This window comes from Citrobacter sp. Marseille-Q5395, assembly GCF_947057495.1.
Lineage (GTDB): Bacteria > Pseudomonadota > Gammaproteobacteria > Enterobacterales > Enterobacteriaceae > Citrobacter > Citrobacter murliniae.
This window is the reverse complement of record NZ_CAMSEL010000014.1, coordinates 73,897-96,896: the sequence shown is the minus strand read 5'-3', so window position 1 is coordinate 96,896 and position 23,000 is coordinate 73,897. Positions and strand designations below refer to the sequence as shown.

General features: G+C 51.7%; 18 protein-coding genes. 7 read left to right on the top strand and 11 right to left on the bottom strand.

Annotated features, from left to right (window positions below):
* Window positions 1-11: 11 nt before the first annotated feature.
* A complete protein-coding gene (gene mpl / locus OH663_RS16485; protein ID WP_200012463.1) occupies window positions 12-1,391 on the bottom strand; it encodes a UDP-N-acetylmuramate:L-alanyl-gamma-D-glutamyl-meso-diaminopimelate ligase in 1,380 nt (459 codons plus the stop codon).
* A 175-nt stretch (window positions 1,392-1,566) separates the two neighbouring features.
* Between mpl and fbp the strand changes: the two genes are divergently transcribed.
* Entirely contained in the window at window positions 1,567-2,565 is a 999-nt protein-coding gene (gene fbp, locus OH663_RS16480) for a class 1 fructose-bisphosphatase (protein ID WP_045439113.1), read from the top strand.
* A 126-nt stretch (window positions 2,566-2,691) separates the two neighbouring features.
* On the opposite strand, the gene OH663_RS16475 is transcribed toward fbp, so the two are convergent.
* The 5 genes from OH663_RS16475 to ytfQ all read right to left on the bottom strand — a co-directional run bounded on the left by OH663_RS16475 (window position 2,692) and on the right by ytfQ (window position 8,497).
* The gene (locus OH663_RS16475) at window positions 2,692-3,804 is read right to left on the bottom strand and encodes a methyl-accepting chemotaxis protein (RefSeq protein ID WP_200012460.1); all 1,113 of its coding nucleotides are present in this window, start codon (window positions 3,802-3,804) and stop codon (window positions 2,692-2,694) included.
* A 103-nt stretch (window positions 3,805-3,907) separates the two neighbouring features.
* Entirely contained in the window at window positions 3,908-4,909 is a 1,002-nt protein-coding gene (gene yjfF / locus OH663_RS16470; RefSeq protein ID WP_200012458.1) for a galactofuranose ABC transporter, permease protein YjfF, read from the bottom strand.
* Window positions 4,896-5,918, bottom strand: a complete 1,023-nt coding sequence (ytfT, locus tag OH663_RS16465; protein WP_045439107.1) for a galactofuranose ABC transporter, ATP-binding protein YtfT — start codon at window positions 5,916-5,918, stop codon at window positions 4,896-4,898. The genes yjfF and ytfT overlap by 14 nt, the downstream gene beginning before the upstream one ends.
* A gap of 13 nt (window positions 5,919-5,931) precedes the next feature.
* Entirely contained in the window at window positions 5,932-7,434 is a 1,503-nt protein-coding gene (gene ytfR / locus OH663_RS16460) for a galactofuranose ABC transporter, ATP-binding protein YtfR (RefSeq protein WP_045439104.1), read from the bottom strand.
* A gap of 106 nt (window positions 7,435-7,540) precedes the next feature.
* Entirely contained in the window at window positions 7,541-8,497 is a 957-nt protein-coding gene (ytfQ, locus tag OH663_RS16455; RefSeq protein WP_048222286.1) for a galactofuranose ABC transporter substrate-binding protein YtfQ, read from the bottom strand.
* 310 nt (window positions 8,498-8,807) lie between these two features.
* Here ytfQ and ppa point away from each other — a divergent pair, with 310 nt between their 5' ends.
* From ppa to OH663_RS16440, 3 genes are all read left to right on the top strand, one after another.
* Window positions 8,808-9,338 carry an inorganic diphosphatase gene (gene ppa / locus OH663_RS16450; RefSeq protein ID WP_045439097.1) on the top strand — a complete coding sequence of 177 codons (531 nt, stop codon included), beginning with the start codon at window positions 8,808-8,810 and terminating at the stop codon, window positions 9,336-9,338.
* A 209-nt stretch (window positions 9,339-9,547) separates the two neighbouring features.
* Window positions 9,548-10,618, top strand: a complete 1,071-nt coding sequence (gene yncE, locus OH663_RS16445) for a 7-bladed beta-propeller protein YncE (protein WP_200012456.1) — start codon at window positions 9,548-9,550, stop codon at window positions 10,616-10,618.
* A gap of 83 nt (window positions 10,619-10,701) precedes the next feature.
* The gene (locus OH663_RS16440; RefSeq protein ID WP_200012454.1) at window positions 10,702-12,711 is read left to right on the top strand and encodes a TonB-dependent receptor domain-containing protein; all 2,010 of its coding nucleotides are present in this window, start codon (window positions 10,702-10,704) and stop codon (window positions 12,709-12,711) included.
* Window positions 12,712-12,754: 43 nt separating this feature from the next.
* Here the strand turns inward: OH663_RS16440 and OH663_RS16435 are convergent, their stop codons facing one another.
* The 3 genes from OH663_RS16435 to tamA are packed head-to-tail and all read right to left on the bottom strand — an operon-like array spanning window position 12,755 to window position 18,608.
* Window positions 12,755-13,099: a gamma-glutamylcyclotransferase family protein gene (locus tag OH663_RS16435; protein ID WP_045439093.1), complete on the bottom strand. Its 345-nt coding sequence runs from the start codon at window positions 13,097-13,099 to the stop codon at window positions 12,755-12,757.
* Window positions 13,100-13,101: 2 nt separating this feature from the next.
* The gene (gene tamB / locus OH663_RS16430; protein WP_045439084.1) at window positions 13,102-16,878 is read right to left on the bottom strand and encodes an autotransporter assembly complex protein TamB; all 3,777 of its coding nucleotides are present in this window, start codon (window positions 16,876-16,878) and stop codon (window positions 13,102-13,104) included.
* On the bottom strand, window positions 16,875-18,608 hold the full coding sequence (tamA, locus tag OH663_RS16425) for an autotransporter assembly complex protein TamA (RefSeq protein ID WP_045439081.1): 1,734 nt from the start codon (window positions 18,606-18,608) through the stop codon (window positions 16,875-16,877). Before tamA ends, tamB begins: the two co-directional genes overlap by 4 nt.
* A gap of 212 nt (window positions 18,609-18,820) precedes the next feature.
* Here tamA and msrA point away from each other — a divergent pair, with 212 nt between their 5' ends.
* Together msrA and paeA are read left to right on the top strand one after the other, a co-directional pair.
* A complete protein-coding gene (gene msrA / locus OH663_RS16420; protein WP_045439078.1) occupies window positions 18,821-19,459 on the top strand; it encodes a peptide-methionine (S)-S-oxide reductase MsrA in 639 nt (212 codons plus the stop codon).
* 273 nt (window positions 19,460-19,732) lie between these two features.
* Window positions 19,733-21,070, top strand: coding sequence for a polyamine export protein PaeA (paeA, locus tag OH663_RS16415; RefSeq protein ID WP_045439075.1), 1,338 nt, complete (start codon window positions 19,733-19,735; stop codon window positions 21,068-21,070).
* A gap of 84 nt (window positions 21,071-21,154) precedes the next feature.
* Here paeA and OH663_RS16410 read toward each other — a convergent pair whose 3' ends face one another.
* Window positions 21,155-21,361 (bottom strand): DUF1107 domain-containing protein, encoded by a 207-nt coding sequence (locus tag OH663_RS16410; RefSeq protein ID WP_041143739.1) that lies wholly within the window; start codon window positions 21,359-21,361, stop codon window positions 21,155-21,157.
* A gap of 329 nt (window positions 21,362-21,690) precedes the next feature.
* On the opposite strand from OH663_RS16410, the gene OH663_RS16405 reads away from it, so the two are divergent.
* Window positions 21,691-22,248, top strand: a complete 558-nt coding sequence (locus OH663_RS16405) for a YtfJ family protein (RefSeq protein ID WP_045439061.1) — start codon at window positions 21,691-21,693, stop codon at window positions 22,246-22,248.
* On the opposite strand, the gene cysQ is transcribed toward OH663_RS16405, so the two are convergent.
* The gene (cysQ, locus tag OH663_RS16400) at window positions 22,238-22,978 is read right to left on the bottom strand and encodes a 3'(2'),5'-bisphosphate nucleotidase CysQ (protein WP_045439058.1); all 741 of its coding nucleotides are present in this window, start codon (window positions 22,976-22,978) and stop codon (window positions 22,238-22,240) included. The two genes, OH663_RS16405 and cysQ, sit on opposite strands and share 11 nt — an antisense overlap.
* Window positions 22,979-23,000: the final 22 nt, after the last annotated feature.

Below are 23,000 nucleotides of genomic sequence, written 5' to 3'. Positions count from 1 at the left end.
CGGGCATTCTCTTACTCTTCCGCTTCTGCTTGCGCTTTCTTCGCCAGACCATCCAACAGTTTTTGATGGATGCCGCCAAACCCGCCGTTGCTCATCACCAGAATGTGATCGCCAGGCTGCGCGGTTTTCACCACCATATCAGCCAGCGTATCAACATCTCCGCTCCAGTGAGCAGGCTGGACACAGGCTTCAGCTACTTCAGAGACCAACCACGGAATATGTGGTGGTTGCAGCAGGAATACTTCGTCCGCACGTCCTAACGAAGGTGCCAGATCGTCTTTGCACAACCCCATTTTCATGGTGTTAGACCGAGGTTCCAGCACAGCAATGATACGCGCCGTACCGCCGACTTTACCGCGCAGTGCCGCGAGGGTAGCCAGAATCGCCGTTGGGTGATGGGCGAAATCGTCATACACCTTCACGCCATTAGCTTCACCGCGTAGCTCAAGACGACGGCGGGCATTGATGAACGATCCCAGTGCGTTGGCCGCATCCGCTGGCGTCACACCAACGTGACGGGCCGCCGCAATCGCCATCAGGCCGTTGTGCATGTTGTGCTCACCCACCAGGCCCCATTTCACAACACCGGCTTTTTCACCGTCCAGCCACACTTCCCACTCGGAAGCATCAGTAGTCAGTTTTTTCGCCTGCCAGTGTCCCTGCTCGCCGACCAGTTCCTGTTCACTCCAGCATCCCATCGCCATCGTCTGTTTCAGATTGATGTCGTTTTCCGGGAAGATGATGCGACCCTGACCCGGCACAATACGCACCAGATGGTGGAACTGTTTCTGAATCGCTTTCAGATCGTCAAAGATATCTGCGTGATCAAACTCAAGGTTGTTGAGGATCAGCGTTCGCGGGCAGTAATGCACAAACTTGGAACGCTTATCAAAGAACGCGCAGTCGTACTCATCCGCTTCAATGACAAAAAAGTCGCTTTCGCCCAGACGAGCAGAAACCTCAAAATTACCGGGTACGCCACCAATGACAAACCCCGGCTTATAACCGCAGACTTCCAGAATCCAGGTCGCCATCCCTGCCGTGGTGGTTTTACCGTGTGTCCCCGCCACCGCCAGTACCCAGCGTTCGCGCAGAACAAAGTCATGCAGCCACTGCGGTCCGGACATGTACGGAATATTCTTCTCAAGCACCGCTTCCACGCACGGATTGCCACGAGTCATGGCGTTACCGATGATCACCAAATCCGGCTGTGGGTCGAGCTGGCTGGCATCGTAACCCTGAATCAGGTCAATGCCCTGCTTCTCAAGTAAAGTACTCATCGGCGGATACACATTGGCGTCCGAACCCGTTACTTCATGGCCGAGCGAACGCGCCAGCATCGCCAGACCGCCCATGAAGGTGCCACAAATTCCCAAAATATGAATGCGCATACGTCACTATCCTTTTTTAATCTGGGGGCCATTTTACGCACATGTCTGGCAAGTGAGAAACGCATTTCAGGATATTCCGTAGTTTGCTGGCGCGATTCACCTGAGCGCGATAGCTGAAATATTTGTTAATATTGTTGCGGTCGCTTTACTCCACATAAATTGCAGGGAAAGTGTTATGAAAACGTTAGGTGAATTTATTGTCGAAAAGCAGCACGAGTTTTCTCATGCTACCGGTGAACTCACTGCTTTGTTGTCGGCAATAAAGCTGGGCGCCAAGATCATCCACCGCGATATCAATAAGGCCGGTCTGGTCGATATCCTGGGTGCCAGCGGTGCAGAAAACGTGCAGGGAGAGGTACAGCAAAAACTCGATCTGTTTGCGAACGAAAAACTGAAAGCAGCACTGAAGGCTCGTGATATTGTCGCAGGCATCGCCTCCGAAGAAGAAGATGAAATCGTCGTCTTTGAAGGTTGTGAACACGCAAAATATGTCGTGCTAATGGATCCGCTGGATGGCTCATCCAACATCGATGTTAACGTCTCCGTCGGTACGATTTTCTCTATTTACCGCCGCGTAACTCCTGTCGGCACACCGGTCACGGAAGAGGATTTCCTGCAGCCGGGTAACAAGCAAGTTGCTGCGGGCTATGTTGTTTATGGTTCATCCACCATGCTGGTGTACACCACCGGTTGTGGCGTACACGCCTTCACCTACGATCCTTCTCTGGGCGTATTTTGCCTCAGCCAGGAACGTATGCGCTTCCCGGCAAAAGGAAGCACCTACTCCATTAACGAAGGCAACTACATCAAATTCCCGAATGGCGTGAAGAAGTATATTAAATTCTGCCAGGAAGAAGATAAGGCCACTCAGCGCCCGTACACCTCGCGCTATATTGGATCTCTGGTCGCAGATTTCCACCGCAACCTGCTGAAAGGCGGGATCTACCTGTATCCAAGCACCGCCAGCCACCCGCAAGGGAAACTGCGTCTGCTGTACGAATGCAACCCAATGGCCTTCCTGGCCGAGCAAGCGGGCGGCAAGGCGAGCGATGGCAAAGATCGTATTCTGGATATCACCCCAGAAAGCCTGCACCAGCGTCGCTCGTTCTTCGTAGGTAACGACCATATGGTTGAAGATGTAGAACGCTTTATCCGTGAGTTCCCGGACGCGTAAACGCAACATCCCGGTCTACACCACGTTGTAGGCCGGATAAGCGAAGCGCCATCCGCGCACGATACGGTAATATTGCCGGATGGCGGCGTAAACGCCTTTATCCGGCCTACAAAATCCATAGCCCGATTACGACACCTGCAACCGGAACGCCGCCATCGCCTCCAACAGTGCATGTGACTGCTCTTCCAGTGAGCGAGTAGCCGCCGAAGATTGCTGTACCAACGCCGCATTCTGCTGCGCCGTTTCATCCATCTGGCTCACGGCAATGTTCACCTGTTCAATCCCGCGGCTCTGTTCCTGGGAAGCGCTGGCAATTTCACGCATTAGTTTAGTCATACGCATAACTTCAGTCGCAATCTCATCCATGGTTTCGCCCGCTTGCTGCGCCAGCTCACTTCCTTCTCCCACATGCGTGTGCGAGTCGCTGATTAAGGTACGGATCTCTTTTGCCGCTTCGGCACTGCGGCTGGCAAGATTGCGCACTTCTCCTGCTACCACCGCGAAACCACGCCCTTGCTCGCCAGCACGCGCCGCTTCAACAGAAGCATTCAGCGCCAGGATATTGGTCTGAAAAGCAATGCCATCGATTACGCTGAGGATGTCGGCGATACGACTGGAACTCCCGGAAATATCACGCATTTTTTCAATAACGTAGCACACCATTTCACTACCCCGATCGGCGGTATCCGATACCGATTTTGCCATCTGATGCGCCTGTTCCGCGTTTTCCGCATTCTGTTTCACGGTCGCCGTTAGCTCTTCCATACTGGCGGCGGTCTGTTCCAGCGAGGTTGCGGTGGATTCTGTACGTTGTGCCAGGTGTTGGTTACCTGCGGTCAGTTCGCGACTGCCGAGATCAATTTGCGAGCTGGCATCACGTACGCGTTGCACAGAATCACCCAATGCATGACGCATTTCATCCATTGCAGTATTAAGGCGGTTGAATTCGGCACTGGCTGACAAGGCAGTAACGGGTGACAAATCGCCCGTCGCCAAACGCTCGAGCTGTTCCACAATGTTATCCAGAGGCTGCAGAAACTTATTTCGCAGCATAAACCAAATAACCGCCAGCAAAGCAATGGCAGCCAACATGGATATCCCCATAATACCGTGATAAATCAATGAAGTAATTACACGGGTTGCGGCATAAAGCCCCATCCCTCCAGTCAGCAACAGAAGAAAAGTCAGCAGAGACAATAACACCAACAAACTTGATCGAATTGAAAGGGATTTTGGCATCGTTATATTTCCGGTTGTAGGGATAAAACAGACCTGTACAGAACCTATCGACTACAACCGGAAAAAGTTTAGGTATTTAAATGTTTTCTATAAAATCAGGATGTTACTTTGGTGCCGCAGACGTGGTAACTCTGGTTACCGGTGAACTCTGACGGTTCTCCCACAACACGGTAAGACCCCGTTGCAAGGCAATAAAAATAAACAATAAAATGCCAATGGCGATTTTTGTCCACCATGAACTTAATGTTCCATCAAAATTAATGTAGGTCTGAATCAGCCCCTGAATGGCTACGCCAAACAGGGTTCCTAAAACCGTTCCCACTCCGCCGCTCAGCAGCGTACCGCCAATCACCACCGAGGCAATAGCATCCAGTTCTACGCCGACACCTGCCAGTGCATAACCTGCCTGGGTATAAATTGAAAAAACAATTCCGGCCAGCGTCGCCAACCCGGTAGACAACATATAGATGCGGATTGTCGTACTGCGGGTTGAGATCCCCATCAGGTTGGCAGAGGTGGCATTACCACCGATAGCGTAAACCTGATTGCCAAACCGCGTACGGTGCGCAAGGAATATGCCGATCACCACCACAGCCAGCATCAGCAATCCCATCGCGCTTAGGCGACCGCCGCCGGGGATCTTCCATGCCAGGCTGGAGAGCGTGTCATAAACAGGATGGTTAATCGGGATTGATTCTTCGGAGACCAGATAGCTGACGCCGCGAAGGAAGAACATCCCCGCCAGAGTAATGATGAATGCCGGGATCTTCAGCGCATCAATTAACAACCCCATAAACGCACCGAATGCGCAGCCCATCAAAAGAATCAGGGGGAACGCCAGCAGAGGAGAAATTCCCCAGTAGCCAATGGCCTTTGCCAGAAATACGCCAGTAAAAGCAATCACTGAGCCGACGGAAAGATCGATCCCGCCAGAGAGAATGACGAAGGTCATACCAACAGCAATGATCCCTAAAAAAGCGTTATCAGTCAGGATATTGCATATCACTCGGGTAGAGGCAAAAGCCGGGAATTGCGTCAGACAGTAGAGATAGCCCAGCACAAAAACACCGAGGGTGATCATCAACGGTAAATTACGTTTTATCATGACCGCGCACTCCTTTTATCAGGCTGATAAAGCGTTGTGACTGCACGACCAGCACACACAACACGACAATGGCTTTGACCACCTGGTTCAGCTCCGGCTGGAAGCCCGAGAGTAAAATCCCGGTGTTCATCCCCTGAATAATGAGGGCTCCGACTACCGACAACAGCAGGTTGAAACGCCCTCCCATCAACGAGCCGCCGCCAATGACCACCGCCAGAATGGCATCTAACTCCAGCCATAATCCGGCATTATTAGCATCTGCCCCACGAATATCCGCAGTGACGATAATTCCGGCAATCGCTGCGCACAGGCCGCTCAGTACATAGGTGAGCATTACAATGATGCGGGTGTTCACCCCGGCGTTTTTCGCCGCGCGAATATTGATACCTACCGCTTCAATAAACATGCCCAGCGCCGTTTTGCGGGTCAACAGCCAGAATGCAACCAACGTCAGCAGCGCGATGATCACCGGCGTAGGGAACAGTAACAACGAGCCGCTGCCGAACCACGACAGATCGGGGGAATTGAAGGTGACGATCTGCCCTGAGGTGATCAACTGCGCAACTCCACGCCCGGCCACCATCAGGATAAGCGTCGCGACAAACGGTTGGATCTTGAGGATCGCCACCAGAATGCCGTTCCACAATCCTGCCAGAATACCGGAGCCTAACGCAGCGAGCAGGACAATAGGTAAACTGTGTCCTGCGACTGTCATCGCAGCGGTGGTGGCGCCTGCAATGGCCATCACCGCACCAACAGAAAGATCGATACCGCCGGTGGCAATCACCAGCGTCATGCCAATCGCCAGCAGCGCTACGGGCGCAGCGCGGTTGAGAATATCAATAGGGCTACCGAACAGGCGGCCGTCCTGCAAAATCACCTGATAGAAGTGCGGTGCTACCAGGCTATCCACCAGCAACACCAACAGCAGCGCTACCAGCTGTGGCATTCCTTTTGGCCAGCGAAACCGTCGTTTAGGCGGAGTAGATTGGGGGAGAGATTGAGGCATCACAATAATCTCCTTAGGCCGCAATGGCGTTCATAATTGCCGGTACGGACAGTTCAGCCAGTGGGATCTCTGCCACCTGTTTGCGATCGCGCATAATAATGACCCGATCGGCATAACCCACCAGCTCTTCCAGTTCGGACGAAATAACCAGCAGAGCGAGGCCATCAGCGCACAGCGTTTCGATCAAGCGAATGATCTCCGCATGCGCACCGACGTCGATCCCACGCGTCGGTTCATCAAGGATCAAGAACTGTGGTTTAGTCAGTAGCCAGCGTGACAACAATACTTTTTGCTGATTACCGCCGGAGAGAAATTCGATCGGCTGTTCGGCGTTCGGCGTACGAATGCCGAGCTGGCGGATAAAGCGCTCGGCGATCTCGTTTTGTTCTTTACGGGGAATGGGCCGCAACCAGCCTCGCTGCGCCTGCAGGGCCAGAATGATATTTTCCCGCACCGAAGCAGCGGCAATAATGCCATCCGTTTTCCTGTCTTCCGGGCAAAAGCCGATCCCCAGGCACGAGGCCTGATGCGGCGATCGCAGGGTCTGCGGTTTACCTTTGATCAGCGCACTGCCACTGTCGGCAGGTTTAATACCGAAGATCACTTCCGCCGTTTCCGTCCGCCCCGAACCCAGCAACCCCGCCAGGCCAACGATCTCGCCGGGCCGAACCTGCAAATCAAAAGGTGCGATCGTGCCTTTCTTGCCAAAATTACTGAATGCCGCCACCGGCTTATCACTCAACAGCGTGCGACCTGCGCGCTGTAACGCATGGGTATCCAGCTCACGACCCAGCATCATTTTCACCAGTTCGATCTGTGGTAGTTCTCGTGTTTCACGGCACCCAACGAAGCCGCCGTTACGCAGAACGGTGATCCGATCGCTGACCTGATAAACCTGATCGAGAAAATGGGTGACGAAAATCAGGCTGACGCCGCGATCGCGCAGATGACGCATTAGTCCAAACAGCATTTCAACTTCCTGGGTATCCAGGCTGGCGGTGGGCTCATCGAGGATCAACACTTTTGCGGAGAGATCGATCGCCCGGCAGATGGCGACTATCTGCTGCATCGCCACGGAAAAGCGGTTAAGCGGTTCGCGAACGTCGAGAGAAAAACCGTAAGAGGCCATCAGCTCTGTCGCACGCTTTTCCATCTGTTTACGTTGCAACAGGCCAAAGCGCCGCGGCTCACGGCCAATAAACAGATTATCCGCTACCGACATATTGGGCAGCAGGTTCACTTCCTGATAAACGGTGCCAATCCCCAGTTGCTGGGCGTGGGCGGTATTTTTGGGTGAAATCGTCTGGCCTTCGAGCCAGATAGTGCCACGATCGGCATGGTAAACGCCGGTCAGCGCTTTGATCAGCGTCGATTTTCCGGCTCCGTTTTCTCCCAACAGCGCCATAATCTCGCCACGACGCAAGCTGAAATCCACGTTATCCAGCGCTTTGACGCCGGGAAAGAATTTACTTAATCCTTCGGTTCGGAGGATTTCCTGGTGCTGTTCGGTGGTCATGGTTCCCCCTCTATCAACTGCCGGATGGCGACGCTCGCATCTTATCCGGCCTACAATACACTCGCCTGTAGGCCGGCCATCCAGCATTGTTCCTCACGCTAACGACTTAGTAGCCCATGTTTTTCTTCTTCTCTAACTCTTCTTTGGCGGTATCAGGCAGATAGAGGATTGATTTGGTAATGGTCAGCTTCTCGGGCATCGTGCCGTCTTTTTTGAATTTCTCCAGCGCGTCGAATGCCGGACCAGCCATATTTGGCGTCAGCTCGACGCTGGCGTTGGCTTCGCCGTCAATCATCGCTTTATAGATATCCGGTACGCCGTCAATTGAACCGGTGAGAATATCTTTGCCCGGCTTCAGGCCTGCTTCTTTAATCGCCTGAATAGCCCCAATCACCATGTCATCGTTATGGGCGTAAACCATGCAGATGTTCTTGCCGTTGTTTTCCGCTTTGATAAAACTTTCCATAACTTCTTTACCTTTACTGCGGGTAAAGTCTCCGGACTGGGAGCGAATAATTTTGATATTTGGCGCGTTGGCAATGGCTTCAGCAAAGCCTTTTTTACGGTCAATTGCCACGCTGGCGCCGACGGTCCCTTGCAGCTCAACGACGTTACATGGCTTGCCGTTCACCTCTTTAATCAACCAGTCGCCGATTAATTTACCTTCCAGCACGTTATCGGCGGTGACAGTGGTCATATAGAGAGATTTGTCTTTTACATCGATGGAACGATCGAGCAAAAAGACCGGAATTTCGGCATCTTTAGCTTCTTTTAATACTGGCTCCCAACCCGTTGCCACGACCGGTGCAATGAAGATGGCATCCACGCCCTGGGCAACGAATGAACGTACTGCTTTAATCTGGTTTTCCTGCTTTTGCTGACCGTCGGCGATTTTCAGCGTAATACCGCGCTTCTCGGCCTCGCTTTTCGCCACGTTGGTTTCTGCGGCGCGCCAGCCGGACTCAGACCCGACCTGCGAAAATCCTACGGTTAAAGGGGCTGCCATTGCCATAGACGACATGGCTGCTGAAACTGCTGTGACTAAAAGTAAGCGCTTCCACATAAGTGCGTCCTCGTAGGGTGATTATTGTTGATTAATAAACAGTCGCGAAAAAACTATAGACAATCGAGCATGTAACGAATTGAGTTACATCACACTTCAAAAAAGTAAATAAAACGTTAATCACAAGTTTGTAATCGCTTTCATTACCCTATGAAAAATGCGACTGAACTTATGGATTTTTCTGTCATGCAAACAGTGTGAAAAAGAGAAATTCAGAGGAACTAAATCGAAAAACAAGCGGAGACATTCAGCGCGAGTTGGCTATAATACCCGCCACTTGTTTGCCATAGCATATTTAAAGGAAACAGACATGAGCTTACTCAACGTCCCTGCCGGTAAAGATCTGCCGGAAGATATCTACGTTGTTATCGAGATCCCTGCGAACGCAGATCCGATCAAATACGAAGTTGACAAAGAGAGCGGCGCCCTGTTCGTTGACCGCTTCATGTCCACTGCGATGTTCTACCCATGCAACTACGGTTACATCAACCACACCCTGTCTCTGGATGGTGATCCGGTAGACGTTCTGGTCCCGACTCCGTACCCGCTGGAGCCAGGTTCAGTCATCCGCTGCCGTCCGGTTGGCGTACTGAAAATGACCGACGAATCCGGTGAAGATGCGAAACTGGTTGCAGTACCGCACACCAAACTGAGCAAAGAATACGATCACATCAAAGATGTGAACGACCTGCCGGACCTGCTGAAAGCGCAGATCACTCACTTCTTCGAGCACTATAAAGACCTCGAAGCGGGCAAATGGGTGAAAGTTGACGGTTGGGACAACGCAGAAGCTGCTAAAGCTGAAATCGTTGCATCCTTCGAGCGCGCCGCGAAGAAATAAGTTCGCTTGTGCTGATAGCCCTGAACACCATACTCTGGTTAGTAAGGGCTTTTTTATGTCTGTGCTTTCCCCCTTCCGTTTCCTCACGCAACCTGCTGGTTCCTTTTTGACCTACCAAATCGGGTAGTCACATTTCATTCATCTTATTTGCGAATAAGATTCGATCTCATTATCATTCGCAACACGTAAATAAATGTGAATAAACGTCAATGAACCTCCACAATGTGAAGTCCCTGAAATGCTATTCCGGTGTGGCCTTCGCCACAGCGCTGCTATTTACCACTCTGTCCGGTTACGCAGGTACGCTGCCTGAGAAAGATTTTCTGACCCGCGATGTCGGTAACGGCGTGTATGAACTGGCGGTTGATGACCAACAGAATGCACTTTTTGCTGCCTCGTCGCCGTCGTTTGATAAGGATAAAACCAGTGGGCTGATCTATAAACTCGATCTGGAGAAACTCACCACCACGGAAGTTATTACTACCAGCCGTCGCGCTTTTGCTACCGCGCTGGATGCAGAAAATCATGTTCTGTATGTCGGAAATACGCTGGAAGGTTCAGTAACGCTAATCGATACCCGCAGCGGTAAAGAGCTGGCGATACTACAACTGAGCGAGACCAAAAGCCCGAAAGACATTGTCCATACCCGTGAAATGGTGCTCGATAAGCAGCATCATCGTCTGTACATTTCCGGCGTTGCAGAAAAAGGAATTGTCTGGGTAGTAGATACGCAAAAGCGTGAAAAAATTGCCACTATTGAAAATATGGGTGAATACCCGACCGGCATGGCTGTTGATGCCGATAAAGATCGCCTGTATGTCGTTAATGGCAGAAACGAGTTGATTACTCTGGATACCACCAGCCATAAAATTATTAACCGCTTTACCATTGAACCTGCCAAAAAACATTTCTTCCTGAATATCGCTCTTGATGCGAAAAATAATCGTGCATTCCTCACCGATCCTGATCTCGCGGACGTACTGGTTGTCGATATTAATAACGGCAAAGTCATTGCGCCAATTAAGGTAATTAATTCTCTTGCCGTGTTATATAACGAAAAACGTCAGGAAGTTTACATTACCCACCGCAATGCAAAACAAGTCAGTATTGTGGACAGCAAGACCTATCAGGTGAAACAAAGCATTGAAACCAATGCATTACCAAACAGTCTTGCGCTATCGACAGATGCTAGCTCCTTGTATGTCAGCGTAAAACAGCCAGAAAAAATGATTGGCGTGAAGCCCGACTATGTGCTGAAAATCGATCTCTCTAAATATTAATAATCAAAAATCATTCTTTCACCTTGTCGCCAAAACGACGACAAGGTGACGTTGTTATTTTTACTTTTCAGGTGTCTTATATTATGAAAACGCGTCAACTTATTACGCTGACAGGGATCGTTGCACTCTCTGGCGGTGTTATATTCCCCTCACAGGCCGAGGAATTAAGTGAAACTTCTCGCAACAACGAAGATGAAATGGTAATCACCGCATCCGGTTTCTCACAACAAAAACGTGAAGCCCCGGCGACCATTTCCGTTATCGATCGTAAAACACTGGATATTCAACCCGACCGTAACATCGGTGAAGCAATAAAAAATATTCCCGGCGTTTCAGTTACCAACAGCAGCGGTATGAATGCTGGCAGCATTATGATCCGCGGGATGGACCCGTCCTATACCGCATTCATGGTCAACAGCGTCAAACAAAACACCGGCGAGTCACGCCCGTACGGACACGATATTGGTACCGAAGCCAACTTCTTACCGCCGATGGAGGCCATTGAGCGTATCGAGGTTATTCGCGGGCCGATGTCATCGCTGTACGGATCAGATGCCATCGGCGGCGTGGTGAACGTTATCACTAAAAAGCCTTACGGTACAAAGGACTGGACGACGGCAATTGCCGCTAATACCTGGCTTCAGGAACACCAGTATCTGGGCAATACCAGCCAGATGAATCTGTTCACTATGGGTCCCATTATCCCTGATGTTCTGGGATTAAGCGTGGCGGCAGACTGGCTCGACCGACGCGATGACGATCGCAACAATTACTTTGGCAAGCATAACCGTAAATCCGTGGATATGACGCTGGGTCTGGCCGCCAGCGAAAATAACCTGTTCGACCTCAACGTCGTCACCGGTGAACAAGAGAAAAACCGCACCCAGAAACGTGGCGCGCCGTGGTCATGGCTGTTCGATCGTAACGCCGTCACCCTCACTCATACCGGCTGGTACGCAGAAGATACCGTCGCGACAACCAATTACATTAACTACGAAAAAGGCCGGTCAAAATACGTTTACGACGGGCAATCACCACAGTATGTGCAGATGGAAAACTACGTCGCCAACTCGCAAACCACCATCACTCTCGACAACCACAAGCTGACCGTCGGGGCGAATTTTACCCGTGAAGAGTTAAACGACCGCTTTGATGTGGCAAACAAAACGCTGCCGGGTTCAGAACCCGTGACCAAAGTCAGCCGCAACGGTTGGGCGCTGTTTGCTGAGGACGGTTGGAGTATTGATGATTTTATCCTGACTACGTCAGCGCGTATGGATCAGGATGATAATTTTGGGACACATATTACGCCAAAAATGTACGGCAACTGGGCATTCAGCGATGACTGGGCGCTGAAAGGCGGCGTTTCCGCAGGGTATAAAAAACCAGAACTGCGCGCGACCTCCAGCGACTTCGTCACGCCTTACGGCTCAACTGTGCCTTATCCGTTCCTGACGGTGGGTAATGACGACCTGAAACCGGAGAAAAGCGTTAACTCTGAGCTGGGTCTCTACTGGACCGGCAATACATTGTCGCTGGATAGCACCGTCTTCTATACCCAGTTCAAAGATAAAATTGCCGAGCAAACCATTTGCGAAACCACGGCGACAAATCAGTGCTCCGTAAATGGTTACAAGGCGGATTCCGTCAGTAAGTACTTCAACGTTAGCGAGGCGGATGTATACGGTGTGGAGCTCAACGCCGACTGGCAAATCAGCGCGGATATTAAAGCTAACGCCAACTACACCTGGAACCACAGCGAGCAGAAAAGTGGGGTAAATAAAGGCTACGCGCTGAACGATTACCCACGCCATATGGCAAATCTGTCACTGAACTGGACGGCAACACAAAGTCTGGACGTATGGAGTACGGTGAATTATCGCAGCAGTAACCGCAACAGTGGCAACAACTATAAGTACGATGACTACACGATGGTAGACGTAGGCGTACGCTATAAACTCAATAAAAATACACAGCTGATGGCGGGTATCTACAACCTGCTGGATGAGGATCCGAAGCTGACTACCGCGTGGAATGAGTCCGCTCAGGTGGAAGGACGTCGCTATAACCTCGGCGCGCGAGTGGAGTTTTAAGCCCTGTAATAAAACAACGCCACCCGAGGGTGGCGTGTTCATATTAGTACTGGTCTCTGTCTAACCAGTTACCGCTTTCAATCAGCGTTAACCCCTCGACCGGACGTTGGTACACGTACATCCATGCACTTCCGTACGGCGTCTGAATTAACTGGCGTGCATACTCGCCGCCTCGCGTACGCAGAGCGTCAAGCTCTGCCAGCGTAGCGTTGTCAATACGATAAACTTCCCCGTGTACCGATCCGTTTCCCGGAACTGCGCCTGGATAGTGGCCCAGACTATACAACTGGTAGTTCTCGATATTGAAATCACCCAGCAACTGGGCGTTGGTCATCCAGTGGCTATTGCCCTGTTTGCGTCGTAAACTACCGTAGACAAATATTCGCATTGCTAAAACTCAAACTGATAGAGCAAATCAAGTGCCTGATCTACGCCAGACACGGCTTCCAGATATAGCTTAGGCATCAGACGATAACGTAGCGTGAGTGTCGCTAAGGAGTCAAATATACCCACACCATATTTCACCTGCAGACCTGGCAGTACGTATCCGCTGACAACCACCTGAGATGAGTCGCCCACCCCTTGTGTGTCCAGTGCCAGATTGCTTACGCCAAATGTCTCCCCGATTTTACCCACAACCTGACCACTTTGTGCAACCCCCAGACCAATAAGCATTGATGTCATTGCCGCACTGTCGCTCTGCTCGCTGTCCAGTCCTTGCCCACGAAGCAGGTAGGAAAGCGCCATTTGCTGTGACATCGCCGGGTCAGAGAAGATCTCCGCTTTCGGTTCATCAGCAGTACCCGTAACGCGAACACCGGCAATGACGTCGTCTTCAGTGGCATCCGGGTTACGAATCGCCTCGATGTTGAGCAACGGCTGGTCCGGCGGGCCGGAGAACAACAGCTCGCCTTTGCGCACAATAAGATCCTGACCATAAGCATGGAAGCGACCGCTCGGGATGTTAATCTGCCCGTTAAGCCCCAGCCCCTGCTTGTCCTGCGCCACTTTCAGATCGCCTGTCAGTCTTGCTTTCAGACCAAACGCATCGATGCGCACGTTGTTGCCTACATGCACGATCAGATTGCTGTTGATCGGAATACCCGCACTCTGTGGCTTCTCAGGCTGAAGATCGTTATTGAGCATTACCATATCGCTGGAGACACCCACCGCGCTTTCCGGCAGGTCATGCACCACAATACGCGCCCACGGTACATCAACGCTACCATCCAGCGTGAATAAACTTGGCGTGGCTTCGAAGACCACATCCGGAGATACATCCAGACGAACCATTGGCGGCACGGTGATACGAACGCGGCTGCCTTTAGCCGCGATACGCGCCCGCCAGTTGTCTATCTGAGTCCAGTCGGCGTCACCACTCAGGTTAATCTGTCCCTGCTGCGTGCGCACCACGCCCGCAATCGTCGAACGTGACCCCGTGAAATTAATCGCCAGCTGGCTTGGCTGCATGTCAAATGGCATAAAGTTGCCGTCAATGTCCAGACCACTAAGCTGTAACTGTCCGAGCAACTGCGGGCTTTGCACATCGCCGCCGAGGCGCAGGTTAGCGTTTAGCATCCCCGCAGCTTTTTCACCACGCGAGAAGATGGGATTGACCATCGCCAGATTAAAGTTACGGATATTGACGTTACCGCCAAGGTTGCGTCGCCCTTGCGGATCGGTAACCTGCACCTGCCCGTCAAACTGTCCGTTATTGGTCAGGCGAATCAGCCATCCCAGTTCGGCACGGTTATTATGCAGGTCAGCGGTCATATTCAGCGTTTCAAATGCCACCGGCAACGGTGCATCATTGACGCTTTGTGTGACCTTCACGTTACGCCCGCTTAGCGTTACCTTTCCCTGTGGCAACCCTTCTTTAGTCGTGTCCCAGCTTACATCGGCTTTACCGCTGAACACGCCGCTCGCCTGCGTGGTATCTGGCATAAACGGTTTCAGCATCGCCAGATCGAAGCGGTTCAGATTAACCACTGCACGTCCTTCAGCACCGGCATCAATCGTCTGCGGCACGCACAGTTCAGCGTTTGGATTGTTCCAGCAGTGCGGTCCGATGCTGATTTTCTGTTCCTGATTACGGTAATCCAGCGCTATCGCGCGGTTCAGCGACCACGGACCAACCGGCGTCTGGAAGCGGGTATTGCTCAAGGCTCCTTTCCAGCGCTGTTCTTTGCGATCAAAACTCCCTGCCAGGTCAAGCTGCCCGGAGACCGGCTCCCCCTGAATACGCAGCTGCAGCTCATGCTGCTTTTCGCTGCCTTTGGCATTCAGGGTAACGAGATTGATATTCACATCAGGTTGCACAATCCGCTCTACGCGCACGTTGAGGCTACCGGCGATTTGTTCAGCCGATTTCACATCGCCTTCAACGCGCACCTGGGCAACGGAGAGTTCCTGCCAGCGCAGGCCACGGGCGGTGATATCCGCCAACAGTTGCGGCGCTTCCACCGTACCGCGAATTTTGACCAGACCTTTCGCCGTACCGCCTAACCCCGGTAGCGCGTTATCCAGGCCCGGAGCATCAATCATCGCGTCGAGATTGAGATCTTTTACCCCCAGTTCACCTTTCACCTCGGCGCTGTTACGCCCCAGTTCCAGGTGCAGGCCTGGGATTGTCCACTGCAGGTAACTGTTCCCTTTCAGTGAGCCATTCACATTAACCTTGTTCTGTTTAACGTTACCGGTCAGCTTTAGCTCCGGAACCTCCATCTGCCAGGTTCCGCCATACAGGCTACCTCGGGTTTTCACCAAACCATTCAGTTTTGACGGCCAGTCCGGAAGCTCTTTCGCAGTGTTAATACCATCCAGCGTCAGTTCTCCACGCCAGCTTATAGCCTGCTGCCAGTCAAGCAACGCTTTGAGTTCGGTTTTCCCCTCCAGCGCCGCCACGGTAAGTTTGTCGAGATTAATCTGCTGTTCGTTGCCTTTAGCATCCAGCGTAATGGTTGCCGGAGGAATGTCCTGTCCCTTCACTGCTGTGCGCATCGACAGCGTATAGTCCGTCATTTTGCCGGTCAGTTTGAGCTTGATATCATCGGCCTGGAATTGCTTATCGCCGGTAAACGGCCAGTAAACCTGTTTGCTGACGACGTCCAGATTGAGCGGTAATCCTGCTTCCGCCAGGCGCGTTTGTGCGCGCAGATCCATATCCACCGGGCCGGATAGATTAACACCCACTTCCAGTTGTTCGCGCAGCGCGCCGCCAACCTTCAGCTTCACCTTTTCGCCTTTTAACGGGTCAATGTTCAGCGTACTGTTCAGCGTAATATCGACTGGCCACGCATCGGTCAGTTGCGCCGTCCCGCTGGCGTTCACCGTCCCCTGGCTGGAGTCGATATCCAGCGCGTCGAGCTTCATATTGCCGTCAATGCTGCTCACTTTCAGCAACATGTTGTGTACTGTCAGATCGGTATCCCCAGTCACGCGCAGTTGCTCGCCGCGGAATTCTTCAATATTGAGATTCAGCGGCAGGTGAACATCGGTCATTTCCGGTAGGACCGGTTTTGAGAACAGATCTTTGAGCGTTTCACCCAACGGTTTCTCATCCGGCTGCGGATTCTGGATCTTCGGCTCAACAACCTCTTCCTGGGCGACTTCCGCCACTTTAGGCAGTGCAATCAGCAGGCCCTGTAATGACGTTGGCTTCAGGGTCAGTGTTTTTTCCTGCCAGTTCAGGCCGGAAGTAAAATCCAGCACGGAAACGGTGGTGTCATCAATTTTGATATTGATGTTGTTAAGCGCCACGCGTGAAAGCGTGATGGGATAAGGCGTTGACAGATTAAGCGGGCCGCTATCCTCTTCCTCCACCGGAGCAGAAGGCGGCATCTTTTTACTGTCGATAGCCACGTTAATATCTTTTAGCGACAGATCATTGACGCACAGACTGCTGTTCCACAGACAGTTGAGGCCGACGGCCAGATGCACTTCACCCGCATTCACCGCCACGCCAGGCTGATCGTAGCGGATATTTTTCAGCGATAAATCCCGCCAGCCGCCAGTGACCTGGCCTATCTCCAGCCCCGGAACCCAGCGATTAGCCGCCTTAAAGAGCAGATGCAGACCCGAGGTTGTACCCACGAGAAACGCTACGGTGCCTAACAACAGCAGGATAAAAATCAGAACGCCGAGGCTTATCTTCTTCCATAAACTCATAATTCAGGCCCCAGACCGATGTAAAACTGTAAACCATGCTCATCTTTGTCGCCGACAGGTACAGCAAAATCGAGCTTGATAGGTCCTACCGGTGACTGCCAGCGCACACCAACCCCGGCACCGGTTTTAAAATCACTTCTGCGGATATCGCTGACCGCTTCACCGCTATCAACAAACATCGCACCCCACCATTTTCCGGTCACGTTGTACTGGTATTCCAGCGATCCTGTCGCCAGCTTCGAGGCCCCTTTCAGTTTGCCGTCGCTGCCTTCAGGCGCAATAGATTTGTATTTGTAACCGCGAATACTGCGGTCGCCCCCGGCGAAGAAACGCAGATCCGGTGGTACTTTGTCGAAGTCTCCGGTTTCAATCCAGCCGAGGTTACCGCGCATCACAAAGCGATGACGGTCGTACAACGTGCGGATCCAGACGTTCTGTGCCTGGAAGACGGAGAAATCGACATCTGAACCCCAGGCGGTATTCGAGTAATCGATGGAATAGCGCTGAGAATCCCCCCAGACGGGCATCAGACCGCCGCGCGAGCGCGTCCGGCTAATCATCACACCAGGATAGAGCAGCATAGTGGTATTGGTGACATTACCCTGGGTAAAGTGGTCGAGGCTCCAGCGCAGGTTAATTGCGCGCTGCCAGCCGCTGGAGAGATCCCAGTAGCGAGAGACGGCAAGCGTGGTGGAGTCCTGCTCGGTATCGTTCAAATCGGTACGTTTAAATCCCCCCTGAACCAGGTAGTACTGCTCCAGTGGGTTCTTTAACAGCGGCATTTTATAACTGAAATCAAGAACCTGTTCAGGCGCAGAAACGCTGACGCTGGTCGCCAGACTGTGACCGTACGAGTTCATCCACGGTTTTTTCCACGTGGTTTTTAACCGTGGCCCGACGTCGGTGGAATAGCCGACCCCGGTTTCAATGGTGTTTTCCGTGCGTGGCGAGACCACGCCTTTCAGCGGCAACACTTTGGTTTTGCGGGCTTTGTCGAATTCCGGCGCGACCACTACAGAATTAAACCAACCGGTTGCCGAGAGACGACGGTTCAGCTCCGCCAGATCTTTCGATTCGTACTCTTTGCCTTCTTTGAACGGCACCAGATTTTGCAGATACTCATCGCGAATCTGCGATCCTTCAAAGGTGACATGTCCAAAACGATAACGCTCTCCGCTGTTGTAATCGATATCCCAGAATGCCTGGCGACGATCGAGCGCGATCCCGAGTTGGCTTTTATTAAATTCACTGTCGAAATAGCCCTTACGCAGCGCCACGCTGGTTAGCGACTTTTTGAAGCTGTCATAGTCGCCTTGATTCAGCACAGTGCCGATGGCTGGACGCGTTTTTAGCAGGTCCAGATAATCTCTGTCAGTGCGCGCCCCACCGCGTAAAATGACGTCGGTTCCGCCAATCAGTACCGGTTCACCGGGTGTCACTTTGGCAATCAACACCTGACGTCCCTTCGCCGGTGGTGGACGCAATTCAAAATCAATGGTCGGCTCAAAATAGCCCAGCGCTTTTAGCCCTTCGCGAATAGCATCATCGACGCGCGCACGAAAACGGCGGTCAGGCGTGACTTCATCACTCTGAATCGTGGATAACTGCGCCCGGACGTTTTTTTCCAGCGGTCCCGATAATCCCTCGACCTGTAAGCGAACATTCGCAGCGGCGGCTGAGCCACTTAAGCACAGTAACCCCACCCAACATAACTGACGGATATGTGGCACATTTTCTCCTGAATATCCTTTTTTCCCACCCCTGGAAAAAAATACTATGCCGTTCCTGGGCTTAACAAAAAATCAACAATAAGAGTTGAAAAACAGACGACAACCCAAATATTTCTTATGTTTAACTCTAGACGTATTCACACCGTTTATTGTGGGCAAAGACGCGTCTTGTTACAACCTTAACCCAAATGACTGATTTCGGGAGAACGGCCATGAGTTTATTTGATAAAAAGCATCTTGTTACTCAAGCAGATGCATTACCTGGACGCAACACCCCGATGCCAGTGGCAACGCTGCATGCGGTTAACCAACATTCAATGACCAACGTGCCCGACGGTATGGAGATCGCCCTTTTCGCCATGGGCTGTTTCTGGGGCGTAGAACGTTTGTTCTGGTCACTCCCCGGCGTGTACAGCACTGCAGCCGGATACACTGGCGGCTATACCCCCAATCCAACCTATCGGGAGGTTTGTTCTGGTGATACGGGCCATGCTGAAGCAGTACGTATCGTCTATGACCCGCATGTTATCAGCTACGAACAGCTACTGCAGGTATTCTGGGAAAATCACGACCCGGCGCAAGGTATGCGTCAGGGCAACGATCAGGGCACTCAGTATCGTTCCGCAATTTATCCATTAACTCCGGAGCAAAATACCGCAGCCCAGGCCAGCCTTGAACGCTTTCAGGCAGCGATGACCGCAGCCGGTGATGATCGTCCTATTACAACGGAAATCAAAACGGCAACCCCGTTCTACTATGCCGAAGACGATCACCAGCAGTACCTGCACAAAAATCCTTATGGATATTGCGGCATTGGCGGCATTGGGGTTTGCCTGCCGCCACAAGGATAAATATCAGCCTCTGGCGACTTTACAGTCGCTTACGCTATACTAGCTTCTGAATTTACCGGCTCACTTCCGCGAGCCGGTTTTCAATGAATATTCCATTGGATTTATACTCTATGGATTTCGAGTTGCAGAAAGGCGGCAAACTCGTTAATCCCCAGGAGCATAGATAACTATGTGACTGGGGTGAATGAGTGCAGCCAACGCATCTGCGGCTTGAAAGACGACGAGTATCAACTTCTCCCTTCCGAGGATCTGGCCTTAACGGTCGGATAAGATATGTTAAACAGTATTTTAGTCATTCTCTGCCTGATCGCCGTGAGTGCGTTCTTCTCGATATCCGAGATCTCGCTTGCCGCATCACGCAAAATTAAACTTAAGCTGCTTGCCGATGAAGGCAATATCAATGCACAACGCGTTATGAAGATGCAGGAAAATCCCGGCATGTTCTTCACCGTGGTGCAAATTGGCCTTAACGCCGTCGCCATTCTTGGCGGTATCGTGGGGGATGCTGCGTTTTCTCCGGCTTTTTACGGCTTGTTCTCGCAATACTTCGCTCCAGAGCTGTCCGAACAGTTGAGCTTTATCCTCTCGTTCTCACTGGTAACTGGCCTGTTCATCCTGTTCGCGGATTTAACCCCGAAACGCATCGGTATGATTGCGCCAGAAGCTGTGGCTTTGCGTATCATCAACCCGATGCGCTTCTGCCTGTTCGTGTTCCGCCCGCTGGTGTGGTTCTTTAACGGCCTGGCAAATAACATTTTCCGCCTGTTTAAGATCCCAATGGTGCGCAAAGATGACATCACCTCAGACGATATTTACGCCGTGGTAGAAGCTGGCGCGCTGGCGGGTGTACTGCGTAAACAGGAACATGAGTTGATTGAAAATGTGTTCGAGCTGGAATCCCGTACCGTCCCGTCTTCCATGACATCACGTGAAAACGTTATCTGGTTCGATCTGCACGAAGACGAGCAGAGCCTGAAGAACAAAGTTGCGGAACATCCGCACTCCAAGTTTCTGGTGTGTAATGAAGATATCGACCACATCATTGGCTATGTGGACTCCAAAGATCTGCTTAACCGCGTACTGGCAAACCAGAGCATGGCGCTAAACAGCGGCGTGCAGATCCGCAATACACTGATTGTCCCGGATACGCTGACGCTCTCAGAAGCGCTGGAAAGCTTCAAAACTGCAGGTGAAGACTTTGCCGTCATCATGAACGAGTACGCGCTGGTAGTAGGGATTATCACGCTTAACGACGTAATGACCACGTTGATGGGTGACTTAGTCGGTCAGGGCCTTGAAGAACAGATCGTAGCACGTGATGAGAACTCCTGGCTGATTGACGGCGGTACGCCAATTGATGACGTGATGCGCGTGCTGGATATCGACGAGTTTCCACAGTCTGGCAACTATGAAACTATCGGCGGTTTCATGATGTTTATGCTGCGTAAAATCCCGAAACGCACCGACTCGGTGAAGTTCTCAGGCTATAAATTTGAAGTGGTGGATATCGATAACTACAAGATCGATCAGCTGCTGGTGACGCGACTGGACAGCAAACCCAGCGTCCTGGTGCCGAAACTGCCGGATGCAAAAGAAGAAAGCAAAGCCTGAATGTCCTGAGTGTAAAAACATCAACGGCTCCTGTTTAAGGAGCCGTTTTTTATATACCACTTACACTACTGCATAGCACTTTGGTCAAGCCATCTCAGTTTGCAGACGCAAAACCTGACGGTTAACTTCGGACATCACAGAGAAATGCTGTTTGTCCTTCACTTTTGGGATAAGAATCTTACCCTTATCAAATTCAAAAGCGCCTACATCCTTGATATATAACCGTCCACGAAACAGGATCTTCACGTACTTCGCCACCTGCAGCGGGTTGTATCGTTGGAAAATTTTCATTGTTGTCTCCTGCTGAGCATTACGCCTTTGCGGTACCACAATCGGTCCGACAATACTCAGGCGCAAATTTTAATGCCCTATGACTATAGACTATCTCTACGATGTTTCCAGCGTGTATAAGTTTATTTACCTTCAGGTTACAATTATTCAGAATTATCTTTTCATCCATTCGCTGTCTTCAGTATAAGCCTTCATTTTTCACAGGATTTGTGCGCCCGTCCGCAAACTGGCATCGCACTTGCGGGAAAAAGCATCATTCGCACATATGATTAAATTCCAGACCCAAGTGGTCGGATCACCTGCAAAATATAAAGAAAGAAGGAAACACCATGACCTTACAAAAACTGCTGGCGGTATCATGCCTGCTGCTACCCATGATGGCCTCCGCACATAAGTTTGAAACCAACCAGCGCGTGCCGCCGGTGGGGATTACCGATCGCGGTGAACTGGTGCTTGATAACGATAAGTTTAGTTATAAAAGCTGGAATAGCGCGCAGTTGCCAGGGAAGGTACGCATTGTGCAACACATTGCCGGACGCACTTCTGCCAAAGAGAAAAACGCGACGTTAATCGAGGCAATCAAAGCGGCAAATCTGCCGCACGATAAATACCAGACCACCACCATCGTCAATACAGACGACGCCATTCCAGGCTCCGGCATGTTCGTTCGCAGCAGCCTTGAGAGTAATAAGAAGCTCTATCCCTGGTCACAGTTTATTGTCGACAGTAACGGTGTTGCGCGTAAAGCCTGGCAACTGGATGAAGAAAGTTCAGCCATCGCGGTACTCGACAAGGATGGCCGCATTCAGTGGGCAAAAGATGGCGCATTGACGCAGGAAGAGGTGCAGCAGGTTATTGCCCTGCTGCATAAGTTGCTCAGTAAATAGAGACCCGGAAGCCGGGGTTAAGAAACGATTCACGCGGAGTGTAATCCAGGGGTTTCCCCTGCCAGTCGTGAACGTGCGCCCCGGCTGCTGCGGCAACAGCGTGGCCTGCGGCAGTATCCCAAACATTGGTTGGCCCAAAGCGCGGGTACAGCTGTGCCTGCCCTTCAGCGACCAGACAAAACTTCAGCGACGATCCAATCGACGTGGTCTGATGCTCGCCTAATTGTTGCAGATACTCTTTTAGCTCATTGTCAGCATGCGAACGGCTGATCACCACCAGCGGTGGACGCGCGTCACGCACCCGGATTTGCTTGCGCACGCCGTACTCTTCTTTCCACGCCTTACCTTCCGCCGCGCTGTACATCACGTTCATCACCGGCGCATACACCACGCCCAGAACCGGTTTTCCCTTCTCAATTAGCGCAATATTCACGGTGAATTCGCCGTTACGCTTGATGAACTCTTTCGTTCCGTCCAGAGGATCAACCAGCCAGTAGCGCTGCCAGTGCTGACGTATATCCCAGCCCGGGGGAGCCTCTTCTGATAAAACCGGAATATCTGGCGTCAGGGCCTGTAATCCTTCGAGGATCACCATGTGCGCGGCAATATCCGCCGCAGTGACCGGAGAATCATCCTGCTTGCTGGTGATCTCTATCGGTTTGATTCCATCGTAGACCTGCATAATGGCATCGCCCGCGTTCCGTGCAAGCTGGCATACATGTTCTAGCATTCTCCACCTCGTTTACACCCGT

Bases quoted from the DNA above. Each gene is read 5' to 3' on its own strand.
- mpl (WP_200012463.1), bottom strand. From the start codon at position 1,391: ATGCGCATTCATATTTTGGGAATTTGTGGCACCTTCATGGGCGGTCTG.
- fbp (WP_045439113.1), top strand. From the start codon at position 1,567: ATGAAAACGTTAGGTGAATTTATTGTCGAAAAGCAGCACGAGTTTTCT.
- OH663_RS16475 (WP_200012460.1), bottom strand. From the start codon at position 3,804: ATGCCAAAATCCCTTTCAATTCGATCAAGTTTGTTGGTGTTATTGTCT.
- yjfF (WP_200012458.1), bottom strand. From the start codon at position 4,909: ATGATAAAACGTAATTTACCGTTGATGATCACCCTCGGTGTTTTTGTG.
- ytfT (WP_045439107.1), bottom strand. From the start codon at position 5,918: ATGCCTCAATCTCTCCCCCAATCTACTCCGCCTAAACGACGGTTTCGC.
- ytfR (WP_045439104.1), bottom strand. From the start codon at position 7,434: ATGACCACCGAACAGCACCAGGAAATCCTCCGAACCGAAGGATTAAGT.
- ytfQ (WP_048222286.1), bottom strand. From the start codon at position 8,497: ATGTGGAAGCGCTTACTTTTAGTCACAGCAGTTTCAGCAGCCATGTCG.
- ppa (WP_045439097.1), top strand. From the start codon at position 8,808: ATGAGCTTACTCAACGTCCCTGCCGGTAAAGATCTGCCGGAAGATATC.
- yncE (WP_200012456.1), top strand. From the start codon at position 9,548: ATGAACCTCCACAATGTGAAGTCCCTGAAATGCTATTCCGGTGTGGCC.
- OH663_RS16440 (WP_200012454.1), top strand. From the start codon at position 10,702: ATGAAAACGCGTCAACTTATTACGCTGACAGGGATCGTTGCACTCTCT.
- OH663_RS16435 (WP_045439093.1), bottom strand. From the start codon at position 13,099: ATGCGAATATTTGTCTACGGTAGTTTACGACGCAAACAGGGCAATAGC.
- tamB (WP_045439084.1), bottom strand. From the start codon at position 16,878: ATGAGTTTATGGAAGAAGATAAGCCTCGGCGTTCTGATTTTTATCCTG.
- msrA (WP_045439078.1), top strand. From the start codon at position 18,821: ATGAGTTTATTTGATAAAAAGCATCTTGTTACTCAAGCAGATGCATTA.
- paeA (WP_045439075.1), top strand. From the start codon at position 19,733: ATGTTAAACAGTATTTTAGTCATTCTCTGCCTGATCGCCGTGAGTGCG.
- OH663_RS16410 (WP_041143739.1), bottom strand. From the start codon at position 21,361: ATGAAAATTTTCCAACGATACAACCCGCTGCAGGTGGCGAAGTACGTG.
- OH663_RS16405 (WP_045439061.1), top strand. From the start codon at position 21,691: ATGACCTTACAAAAACTGCTGGCGGTATCATGCCTGCTGCTACCCATG.
- cysQ (WP_045439058.1), bottom strand. From the start codon at position 22,978: ATGCTAGAACATGTATGCCAGCTTGCACGGAACGCGGGCGATGCCATT.